The sequence below is a fragment of the Bacillus sp. RO1 genome (genome assembly GCF_012524115.1).
Lineage (GTDB): Bacteria > Bacillota > Bacilli > Bacillales > Bacillaceae_I > Sutcliffiella_A.
This window is the reverse complement of sequence record NZ_JAAZWB010000012.1, coordinates 1-11,008: the sequence shown is the minus strand read 5'-3', so window position 1 is coordinate 11,008 and position 11,008 is coordinate 1. Positions and strand designations below refer to the sequence as shown.

At 41.3% G+C, this 11,008-nt stretch carries 12 protein-coding genes; 10 read left to right on the top strand and 2 right to left on the bottom strand.

The genetic code is table 11. The features are described 5' to 3' along the window. Positions 1 to 236: 236 nt before the first annotated feature. Together HC179_RS00405 and mciZ are read right to left on the bottom strand one after the other, a co-directional pair. Positions 237 to 1,097, bottom strand: a complete 861-nt coding sequence (locus HC179_RS00405; protein WP_168862544.1) for an aldo/keto reductase — start codon at positions 1,095 to 1,097, stop codon at positions 237 to 239. A gap of 114 nt (positions 1,098 to 1,211) precedes the next feature. Continuing rightward, positions 1,212 to 1,343: a Z-ring formation inhibitor MciZ gene (gene mciZ, locus HC179_RS00400; protein WP_168862542.1), complete on the bottom strand. Its 132-nt coding sequence runs from the start codon at positions 1,341 to 1,343 to the stop codon at positions 1,212 to 1,214. Between the two features lie 73 nt (positions 1,344 to 1,416). Between mciZ and HC179_RS00395 the strand changes: the two genes are divergently transcribed. The 10 genes from HC179_RS00395 to HC179_RS00350 all read left to right on the top strand — a co-directional run bounded on the left by HC179_RS00395 (position 1,417) and on the right by HC179_RS00350 (position 10,576). Next, positions 1,417 to 1,968, top strand: a complete 552-nt coding sequence (locus tag HC179_RS00395) for an NUDIX hydrolase (RefSeq protein WP_168862543.1) — start codon at positions 1,417 to 1,419, stop codon at positions 1,966 to 1,968. 9 nt (positions 1,969 to 1,977) lie between these two features. After that, complete coding sequence (locus tag HC179_RS00390) at positions 1,978 to 3,177, top strand: endonuclease Q family protein (protein ID WP_168862541.1); 1,200 nt, start codon at positions 1,978 to 1,980, stop codon at positions 3,175 to 3,177. Between the two features lie 740 nt (positions 3,178 to 3,917). Next, a complete protein-coding gene (gene spoIIM / locus HC179_RS00385) occupies positions 3,918 to 4,559 on the top strand; it encodes a stage II sporulation protein M (RefSeq protein WP_168862540.1) in 642 nt (213 codons plus the stop codon). Between the two features lie 109 nt (positions 4,560 to 4,668). Beyond that, positions 4,669 to 5,136 (top strand): ferric iron uptake transcriptional regulator, encoded by a 468-nt coding sequence (fur, locus tag HC179_RS00380; RefSeq protein ID WP_168862539.1) that lies wholly within the window; start codon positions 4,669 to 4,671, stop codon positions 5,134 to 5,136. Positions 5,137 to 5,262: 126 nt separating this feature from the next. Further along, positions 5,263 to 5,490 carry a YqzK family protein gene (locus HC179_RS00375; RefSeq protein ID WP_060667166.1) on the top strand — a complete coding sequence of 76 codons (228 nt, stop codon included), beginning with the start codon at positions 5,263 to 5,265 and terminating at the stop codon, positions 5,488 to 5,490. A gap of 6 nt (positions 5,491 to 5,496) precedes the next feature. Next, positions 5,497 to 6,387 (top strand): site-specific tyrosine recombinase XerD, encoded by an 891-nt coding sequence (gene xerD, locus HC179_RS00370; protein ID WP_168862538.1) that lies wholly within the window; start codon positions 5,497 to 5,499, stop codon positions 6,385 to 6,387. Positions 6,388 to 6,604: 217 nt separating this feature from the next. After that, positions 6,605 to 7,789, top strand: coding sequence for a phosphopentomutase (deoB, locus tag HC179_RS00365; RefSeq protein ID WP_168862537.1), 1,185 nt, complete (start codon positions 6,605 to 6,607; stop codon positions 7,787 to 7,789). A gap of 13 nt (positions 7,790 to 7,802) precedes the next feature. Next, positions 7,803 to 8,618: a purine-nucleoside phosphorylase gene (locus HC179_RS00360; RefSeq protein ID WP_168862536.1), complete on the top strand. Its 816-nt coding sequence runs from the start codon at positions 7,803 to 7,805 to the stop codon at positions 8,616 to 8,618. Positions 8,619 to 8,805: 187 nt separating this feature from the next. After that, complete coding sequence (locus tag HC179_RS00355) at positions 8,806 to 10,110, top strand: pyrimidine-nucleoside phosphorylase (protein WP_168862535.1); 1,305 nt, start codon at positions 8,806 to 8,808, stop codon at positions 10,108 to 10,110. A gap of 304 nt (positions 10,111 to 10,414) precedes the next feature. After that, on the top strand, positions 10,415 to 10,576 hold the full coding sequence (locus tag HC179_RS00350) for a hypothetical protein (protein ID WP_168862534.1): 162 nt from the start codon (positions 10,415 to 10,417) through the stop codon (positions 10,574 to 10,576). The last annotated feature ends 432 nt before the right edge of the window (positions 10,577 to 11,008 follow it).

Sequence of the window (11,008 nt, the reverse complement as noted above, 5' to 3'; positions counted from 1 at the left end):
GATTTCCACAAATGGCTTCGCTTTCCTAGGGGCGGTGCTTGAGCCTCCTCGCTCCGCTGCGGGGTCTCAAGCTACCGCTATCTCCCTCAGGAGTCTTCGCCTTTTGCTCCAATCAACAGCTGGTGCACCCAAAAGCTAAATGTATCTTTTAAACGAAAACAGACCCGAACTAATTTGAGATTTCAAATTAGTTCGGGTCTCATTTAGACTAAAACACTTTTGTCCCAGCCTCGATATTAATCACGATGTGAGTCGTAATAAGATTGTTTAACGAGTTCTTTGATTGTTGCGTACTCATTTTCTGAGAGTGTTTGTTCATTCAGGGCATGGACGTTAGCTTCCAATTGTTCAATGGAGCTTGCACCAGGGATAACAGCTGCTACGGCAGGGTGTGCCAAACAATAGTGGAAGGCAGTTGCCTGAAGAGGCTTATCGCTAGGAAAGTTCAATAACTTTGGTAAGAGATTCTCCAACTCCTCGTGACTATAATCAAGAAAATCTTTTCCTTTAAATTTGGTCTGTAGCTTTTCAAGACCTTTTTCCGACAAGAGTCCTTTCGCTAGGGGGCCTCGAGCTATTACACTAATCTTATTTTCGTGAAGATAATCCAACCATTCTTCTGGACGTGTATCAAGCAGACTGTACTGCATCATTACCGAAACAATCGAGGAGTTTTCTACAAACCGCTTAATAACGTTCGGTCTAATGGAAGATATCCCGTATTCGCGGATGTACCCCTCTTTTTTTAACTCCTCAAATGCTTCGATTGTTTCTTCGGTTGGATCATCTATCGTTCCACCGTGAAGCTGGTAGAGATCAATATAATCGGTTTGAAGGCGGTGAAGACTGTCTTTGACTGCAGATTGGATATGTAGTTTAGAAGGATCCCATTCCCATCCTTCCTTTCCCTGTGTCCATTTGTTTCCAGCTTTTGTTGCAAGAACGACCTTATCTCGTTGTCCTTTTAAAGCTCTTCCTACCAGTTCCTCGTTTTGTCCAAAATCATACAGATCAGCAGTATCTAGGTAATTGATTCCTAAATCTAGTGCTTTTTTAACAATATCTATCGCTTTTGTTTCTTCCGTGCCAAGGGACATACAGCCAAGCCCCAATTGGCTTACATATATTTCTGAATTGCCAAGTCGATTTTTAGGTAACAAAAAAACGCCTCCTTTTCTTCATTTTACTGAAAAGGAGGGGTCTGCTACAAATCATTCATCTTTTAAGGCGTTGATCCATGTTTTTACATACACGTGATGAAGGGAATATTCTCTAAGCTTATTTCGAATCTCCCAAGCCTTTCCTACCATTACGATATTGTTTGGACGGACATAGACCTTCAATTTACTCCCTCCTAACCCTTATATGGTAGAATGTATGAAGAAATGGATGACTAAAGAACAAGGAGCGGTCGGGATGGAACATTTAAAAGAAAAAACATTACATAGTGAAAAATTATTCTCAGGAAGAATCATTGATTTATATTTAGAGGATGTGGAACTTCCAAACGGTAAAACAAGTAAAAGGGAAATTATCAAACACCCAGGAGCGGTGGCAGTTATAGCTGTAACAGAAGAGAACAAAATCATTATGGTCCGCCAATACCGAAAGGCAATGGAGCGCACATTAGTAGAGATCCCGGCAGGTAAGCTAGAAAAAGGGGAAGAGCCGCTTGTTACCGCTAAACGCGAACTTCAAGAGGAAACTGGCTATACATGTGATGAATTGGAGCCATTGATTTCTTTTTATACTTCACCTGGTTTTGCAGATGAATTGGTACATTTATTCATTGCAAAAGGGCTGCGCAAAGACACCGAAGAACATTATCTAGATGAAGATGAGTTTGTGGACCTATTGGAAGTATCAATAGATGAGGCTCTTGAACTTATTGAAAAGAAGGAAATCTATGATGCGAAGACTGCTTATGCCGTGCAGTATTTGCAAATGCAAACATTGCTTCGAAAGTAGGGGACGGCCATGCAAGATTATTTTATCGATTTACATATACATTTGGGCCGGACTGCGAGTGGTAAGCCAGTAAAAATTACAGCCTCTGATCAATTGACAATGGAGGCTGTATTGGAGGAGGCTCGTTATAAAAAGGGCTTAGACATGGTCGGAGTGATCGATTGCCAGGTACCTGAAGTGCTTATCGGTCTTCGTAATCGGATTGCATCTGGTGAGCTGAGGGAGCTCGTTGATGGCGGTATACGGATAGGTGATATTACGTTGATTCTTGGTACAGAAGTTGAGATATATGATGAGAACTGCCAGGGCGTAATACATGCTCTCTGTTATATGAAGACAGTGGAGAAAATGATGGAGTTTTCAAACTGGTTAAGCAAGCGAATGAAAAATGTGACATTATCCACACAGAGAGTTTATGCGAAAGCTGTTGATATTCAGCATGTAGTTCATCGATTAGATGGACTTTTTATTCCAGCTCATGTTTTTACACCTTTTAAGAGTTTGTATGGCAAAGGAGTGAAAAAGAGTTTGTCTGAAGTATTTGAGCCAGAGCTGATTGATGCGATCGAGCTAGGGTTAAGTGCGGACACGTATATGGCTGAGCGCTTAAAAGAATTGGACAAGTACACATTCCTTTCTAATTCTGATGCTCACTCTGTGGGCAAAATCGCTCGAGAGTATCAGAAGGTGCGCATGAAGCAACCAAGTTTTGAGGAGTTGCGGTTTGCTTTGAAGGAAGTGGATGGGCGAAGAGTGGTGGCAAATTACGGGTTGAGTCCGCAGTTAGGGAAGTACTATACCACAGTTTGCGAAAAGTGCTATATTCCTTTATTAAAGGGGAAAGACATATGTAGCAGTTGCGACCACACCACATTTGTTAAAGGTGTTTCTGATCGAATTGATGAGCTGGCTGATATTGAGCGTCCCTTGAGACACCGCCCGCCATATCTTCACCAGGTTCCGTTAGATTTCATACCAGGTGTAGGACCTAAAACTTTGTGGAAGTTACGCGGAGTATTTGGCACCGAGATGGGAATTTTGCATGAAGCAAGTTACGACGAATTAGTGGAAGTTGTAGGGGAGAAAGTAGCTTCTCTGATTGTGGCTGCTCGAAGCGGAAAATTGACGTTTAAATCTGGCGGTGGGGGCAGGTTTGGTAAGGTAAGTGATGGTGCTACTTCTTTGTGGGGAAGGAGGGAGCCCCAATGACTCCTTCAAGAAGGGTAATGTTAGGAACATTGTCTTCATAGAGGTCCAATGACTCCCTCAAGAAGGGAAATGTTAGGAACATTGTCTTCATAGACTCCTAATGACTCCCTCATTAGGTGAAATGCATGGAACATTGTCCTCATAGAGCCCCAATGACTCCCTCAACAGCTAAAACACATGGAACATTGTCCTCATAGAGCCTCAATGACTCCCTTAAGAAGGAAAATGTTAGGAACATTGTCTTCATAGAGGTCCAATGACTCCTTCAAGAAGGAAAATGTTAGGAACATTGTCTTCATAGACTCCTAATGACTCCCTCATGAGGTAAAATGCATGGAACATTGTCTTCATAGAGCCTCAATGACTCCCTCAACAGCCAAAATACATGAAACATTATCTTCATAGAGTCCCAATGACTCCCTCAACAGCTAAAACACATGAAACATTGTCTTCATAGAGCCTCAATGACACCCTCAACAGCCAAAATACATGAAACATTGTCCTCATAGAGCCCCAATGACTCCCTCAACAGCCAAAATACATGAAACATTGTCTTCATAGAGTCCAAATGACTCCCTTAACAGGTAAAACACAAGAAACCTTGGCCTCATACAACTTAAATCCCACCCGTTCCCCTCGCATAGACGCAATCCCCCTTATAAAAATTCTAATTCTAAAACAAGTCATACTTCCCTGCCTCTATCATACAATCTAGTAAGAGAGTGATAGGAGGAAGAGAGATGAAAAAACAGTCGCGGTTTACTATTTTACTAGGGCATATAAAAGAACACTCCTCTCTATATTTGTTTATAGTGGTACTTTTTTTTATGGGAGTAATCTTCGGGGCCATCGTGGTCAATAGCATGAACTTTTCACAAAAACAAGATCTGTTTGTCTATTTGAGCCGCTTCTTTGGTCAGGTGGAAGAAGGACAGTTTGCAAGCTCGAAAGATATATTTTTTCAGAGCTATTTTCATAATATTAAATACGTTCTTCTCATGTGGGTACTCGGCATATCCATCATTGGACTTCCGGTAATTTTAATCCTGCTGTTTTTAAAAGGAGTGGTAGTAGGATTTACCGTGGGATTCTTAGTGAATCAACTTAGCTGGAAAGGGTTTCTGTTTTCCTTTGTGGCCATACTCCCACAGAACATGATTGCCATTCCAGCGTACATTATTATCGGTACTTTATCCGTGGCCTTTTCCTTAAAAATGATCAGGCAGCAATTTGTAAAAAGAATACAAGAACCGTTTTTTCAACAGTTTATGAGGTACACGATGGCGATGGGGCTCATCTGCTTACTGCTTGTCGGTGCTTCATTAATCGAAGCGTTGGCTTCACCAATATTCATGAAATCAGTCATATCTATATTAGAATAATAATTAAATGATAATAATTATCATCGCTTATTTATAATCATTATTTTTTTCTTTGACAGTTCCCTGCGCTTTCGATAAAATAAAGTGGTATAGCGAGGGAGGGAACGAAATGGAAACTAGGATAGATCGCATAAAAAAGCTACTGCATTCCGCAAGCTATAAGCTAACTCCTCAGCGAGAATCAACAGTCCGAGTCTTGCTGGAACATGAAGAGGACCATTTAAGCGCGGAAGATGTATACCTCCTCGTGAAAGAAAAGTCACCTGAAATTGGACTGGCTACTGTATACCGAACTTTGGAACTACTGACGGAATTGAAAATTGTCGATAAAATAAATTTTGGCGATGGAGTATCACGCTATGATTTACGCCAAGAGGGCGCTAAGCATTTCCATCATCACTTAGTTTGTATAGAGTGTGGAGCCGTTGATGAAATTCAAGACGATCTCTTAGAAGATGTAGAGGCAATTGTAGAACGTGATTGGAATTTCAAAATTAAGGATCATCGTTTAACCTTTCATGGAGTTTGCCATCGATGCCAAGATCCGGAAGATCAAACTGAAGAAGAAAGTACATAAGCCTTTTCCGACGAACACGGAAAAGGTTTTTATTTTGTTTTAAAGGTATAATTGTGCTTGAATTTGTCATACCTTCTAATAAGACAAGTTTATTTGCTTAACTTGCATATTTGGAGGTAGACTTTCATGAAGAAAATTATAGATTCATGCTATAATACATTTAAAGTATTTATCTTATTCACCGGTTGTACGGTCTTATTTTACTATGGAATAATGTGGATTAATCAAGAGTATCAAAATTATCACCGATATGACGAGCCTGAAGGGGCAGCGGTGAAAGTGACAAAAATGGTAGAAGAGAGGGATGAGGGCTGGTTGCAGCGCTTGGTATTCTTTTATCATTACGGGGAGTAGAGGGTATTGCAGGATCAATTAAAAGATTTTATTCATTTTTTAGTAGTGGAAAAAGGCCTGGCATCAAACACAGTCGTTTCCTATGAGCGAGACTTGAAATCTTATCTTTTGTATTTAAATAAGGTAGAGGAGATGACCTCGTTAGATGCGGTGACTCGTTCTACCATCATACAATTTTTAAAGTTTCTTACGGAAAATGGTAAATCATCCAAAACCATTGCCAGACATATTGCCTCCATACGCTCATTTCATCAATTTTTGCTTAGGGAAAAGGTCACAACTCAAGATCCAACCGTACATATTGACCGGCCTAAACAAGAACAAAAACTTCCACAAGTGATGTCTTTAGAAGAGGTGCAAGCATTACTTGATTCACCTGATACAACCAAAGTGTTCGGAATTCGTGATAAAGCGATGCTGGAACTATTGTATGCAACTGGTATGCGTGTCTCCGAGCTAATATCCCTTAATCTTAGTGATGTGCATTTAACTATGGGATTCGTCCGGTGCATTGGTAAGGGTAACAAGGAAAGAATCATTCCCCTTGGATCAATGGCTCAAAACGCAATTAATAATTATATAGAAGAAAGTCGAAGCCAATTGATAAAAAAGAAAACCACGGATGCATTATTTGTTAATCTTTATGGTAATCGTCTTACTAGACAGGGCTTCTGGAAAATATTAAAGAAGTTGACAAAGGAAGCCGGTATTGAAAAGGAATTAACACCGCATACATTGCGTCATTCTTTTGCTACACATCTTTTGGAAAATGGGGCAGATCTTCGTGCCGTTCAAGAGATGTTAGGTCATGCGGATATTTCTACTACTCAAATATACACACATGTCACGAAGACCCGCATGAAGGATGTTTACTCGATGTTCCATCCAAGAGCTTAATAATGGATTCTTTTGCGGGAACAGAAGAAGGCTGTTCGAACAATCTGAACAGTCTTTTTTTATCATTTTAATTGCAACATTGAAAGCGCTTGTTTATACTGGAATCAGAGGTCAGACTTCTGACAAGTAGAAGTGTAGTCTTGTATGACTATCCTAGATAAAAAAGGGGAAAATACAAGAGGTAAAATCAGAACGAAAGTTTGTAGGAGGTTAAAAAATGAGTTCTTATACATATAAAAGAGTGTTTTTAGTAGTGATGGATTCTGTTGGAATTGGCGAAGCACCAGATGCTGAAAAATTTGGTGATAAAGGAGCCGATACTTTAGGTCATATTGCAGAGCATATGAACGGTCTGAACATGCCGAATATGGCAAAGCTTGGTCTTAGCAATATTGAAGTAGTGAAGGGTGTACCAAAAGCAGAAAAACCTCTAGCATTTTTCACAAAAATGGAAGAAGCATCAAGCGGAAAAGATACCATGACAGGTCACTGGGAGATTATGGGTTTACGTATTGATACTCCATTCCGTGTTTTTCCTGATGGATTCCCAGATGAGTTAATTAGTGAACTTGAAGAACGCACTGGCCGTAAAATCATTGGGAACATTCCTGCTAGTGGAACGGAGATTCTTGATCAACTTGGTCAGGAACACGTAGATTCAGGGGCATTAATTGTTTATACTTCTGCAGATTCCGTTCTTCAAATTGCAGCGCATGAAGATGTTGTTCCTATTGAAGAGCTATATGATATATGTAAAATTGCACGTGAATTAACTTTAGATGAAAAATACATGGTCGGTCGTATTATTGCACGTCCATTTATTGGAGAAGCAGGTAACTGGAAACGTACATCCAACCGTCATGACTATGCATTAAAACCATTTGAACGTACTGTTATGAACGAACTGAAAGATAGTGGGTTTGATGTTATTTCCATCGGTAAGATTTCTGACATTTATGATGGTGAAGGAGTAACGAAATCACTACGCACCATCTCTAACATGGATGGAATGGACAAACTGGTTGAAACGACAACCATGGACTTTACTGGTATCAGTTTCTTGAACCTGGTTGATTTCGATGCAGTTTACGGTCACAGAAGGGACCCTGAAGGTTATGGAAAAGCATTGGAAGAGTATGATGCACGCCTTCCTGAAGTGTTTGCAAACTTAAAAGAGGATGATCTTTTGATCATTACTGCTGACCACGGCAACGACCCAACAGCGCCTGGAACAGATCACACGAGAGAATATGTGCCATTATTAGCGTTCTCTCCTCAACATAAAGAAGGTAAACAGTTAGATATCCGTAAAACTTTTGCTGATATCGGAGCAACGATTGCAGACAACTTTAATACAAGAATGCCTAAGCACGGAAAAAGCTTTTTACAAGATTTGAACTAGGAGGAAATACTAAATGAATTTAGAAGCTATTAAAAAATCAGCTGAATATATTAATGCGAAATTATCTAACAAACCAGAGATTGGCCTAATCCTTGGGTCTGGTCTTGGTGTGTTAGCAGAAGAAATTCAAAATCCTGTCGTAATTCCTTACTCAGAGATACCTGAATTCCCAGTATCAACGGTCGAAGGTCATGCAGGCCAGCTTGTTATTGGTGAATTGGAAGGAAAAACAGTTATCGCGATGCAAGGTCGTTTTCATTTCTATGAAGGTTATGCAATGGAAAAAGTAACGTTCCCAGTTCGAGTAATGAAATATATTGGTGTGGAAAAATTAATTGTAACTAATGCTGCCGGAGGAGTGAATGAAAGCTTCGAAGCAGGAGATCTAATGATTCTTACTGACCACATCAACAATATGGGGACGAACCCGCTTATTGGACCGAACAACAATGAGCTTGGCGCGCGCTTCCCGGACATGTCAGAACCATATTGCAAAAATCTTCGTAAATTGGCTAAAGACGTTGCTGCAGAAATCGGCTTAAAGGTACAAGAAGGAGTATATGTTGGGAACACAGGCCCTTCTTATGAAACTCCTGCAGAAGTTAGAATGCTTCGCACACTAGGTGGAGATGCAGTTGGAATGTCCACTGTACCAGAAGTTATCGTTGCCCGTCATAGTGGTATGAAAGTACTTGGAATCTCTTGCATCTCCAACATGGCTGCAGGAATCCTTGACCAGCCATTAACACACGATGAGGTAATGGAAACAACGGAAATGGTAAAAGCAAACTTCCTACAATTCGTAAAAACAATTGTTAAAGGAATGTAAAAAAGAATACATTTGCTGTTGATTGTAGCACTGGGCGAAGACTCCGGCGGGAAGAAGCGGTAGACTCGAGACCCCGCAGCGCAGCGAGGAGGCTCAAGCACCGCCCCCTGGAAAGCGAAGCCTGGTGCGGAAATCACAAGCGGAGTTTTATCGCATTTATTTTATAGAAAATAAGAGGTGTTTCGGTATGAGAATGGTAGACCTTATTCAAAAGAAACGTGACGGAAAAGAACTAACAACAGAAGAAATCCAATTCATCGTAACAGGATTCACAGACGGATCCATTCCTGACTATCAAATGAGCGCTTTCTCTATGGCCATCTTCTTCCAAGGAATGAGTGAACAAGAACGTGCAGACCTTACCATGGCAATGGTTCATTCCGGTGACACTATCGACCTATCTGCCATCGAAGGCATCAAAGTTGATAAACACAGTACTGGAGGTGTTGGCGACACCACTACATTAGTACTTGCACCATTAGTAGCTGCTGTTGGTGTTCCAGTTGCTAAAATGAGTGGACGCGGACTTGGCCATACTGGTGGGACAATTGATAAACTTGAATCTGTACCAGGCTTCCACGTGGAAATCGACAATCAAGAATTTATCGACTACGTAAACAAAAATAAAGTGGCCGTTATCGGACAAAGTGGGAATCTAACACCTGCAGACAAAAAGCTTTATGCATTACGTGATGTAACAGCTACTGTTAACAGTATTCCGTTAATTGCAAGCTCCATCATGAGCAAAAAGATTGCCGCAGGTGCAGACGCAATTGTACTGGACGTAAAAACTGGTGCCGGCGCATTTATGAAAGACTTGGATGAAGCGAAAAAACTTGCAAAAGCAATGGTGGATATCGGAAACAATGTAGGTCGCAGAACAATGGCTGTTATTTCTGATATGAGTCAGCCACTTGGATTTGCGATTGGTAATGCTTTGGAGATCAAAGAAGCTATCGACACGTTACGTGGTGAAGGTCCAAAGGATTTAGAAGAGCTATGCCTAGAATTGGGTAGCTACATGGTTCTTTTAGCAGAAAAAGCATCTACTTTGGAAGAAGCTCGCGGTATGCTGGAAGAAGTTATTCGTTCTGGAGCAGCAATTGAAACGTTAAAAACGTTCCTAGAAGCTCAAGGTGGAGACGCTTCAGTTGTAGATAATCCAGAAAAATTGCCGCAAGCAAAGCATGTTGTGGAACTTGAAGCAAAAGAAGCTGGAGTAGTATCTGAGATAGTGGCTGATTCTGTTGGAACTGCAGCTATGTTACTTGGTGCTGGCCGCGCTACAAAAGACTCTGAAATTGATCTTGCAGTAGGAATTGTTCTTCGCAAGAAGATTGGTGACAAAGTGGAAGCAGGCGAATCCCTTGCAACAATCCACAGTAACACAGAAGATTTAACAAAAGTAAAAGAAGCCTTGTATGAAAGCATTAAAGTAGTGAGTGGCGACGTAAAGGTTCCACCACTTGTGTATGATACGATTTCTGAATAATGTTTAATTGCGTTGAGAGCAGCCCTGCCGTTTGGTGGGGCTGTTTTTATTTTGCGGAAAATACTCGAATTGTGGAAGTGTCTTCATGCTAATTCTTCGTCGTCGTTATGAAGACCTCGGTGACAAGAAACAAGGAAGAGAGAAGTCCTCATGGGTTATGAAGACCTCAGTGACGAGGAAAAAGGAGGAGGGAAGTCCTCATGGTCATGATGAAGACCTCTGTGACAAGGAAAAAGGAGGAGGGAAGTCCTCATGGTCGTAATGAAGACCTCGGTGACAAGGAAAAAGGAGGAAAGAAGTCCTCATGGTCGTGATGAAAACCTCTATGACAAGGAAAAAAGATGAAGTCCTCATCACCGTGATGAAGACCTCGGTGACGAGAAAAAAAGGAGAGAGAAGTCCTCATGGTGGTAATGAAGACCTCAGTGACGAGGGAAGAGGAGGAGAGAAGTCCTCATCACCGTGATGAAGACCTCGGTGACGAGAAAAAAAGGAGAGAGAAGTCCTCATGGTGGTAATGAAGACCTCGGTGACAAGGAAAAAGGAGGAGAGGAGTCCTCATGGTCATGATGAAGACCTCTGTGACAAGCAAAATGGAGGAGAGAAGTCCTCATCGCCGTGATGAAGACCTCAATGACGAGAAGAAAGGAAGAGAGAAGTCCTCATGGTCGTGATGAAGACCTCTATGACAAGGAAAAAAGAGGAAGGCATCCTTCCTGTTAGTAAGGCCTCGGTGAGGAGAAAAGAAGGAGAAGGAAGTCCTCACTGTTGTTATGAAGACCTCCGTGACTAGGAAAGAAGAGGAGAGAAGTCCTCATCACCGTGATGAAGACCTCGGTGACGAGAAAAAAAGGAGAGAGAAGTCCTCATGGTGGTAATGAAGACCTCGGTGACAAGG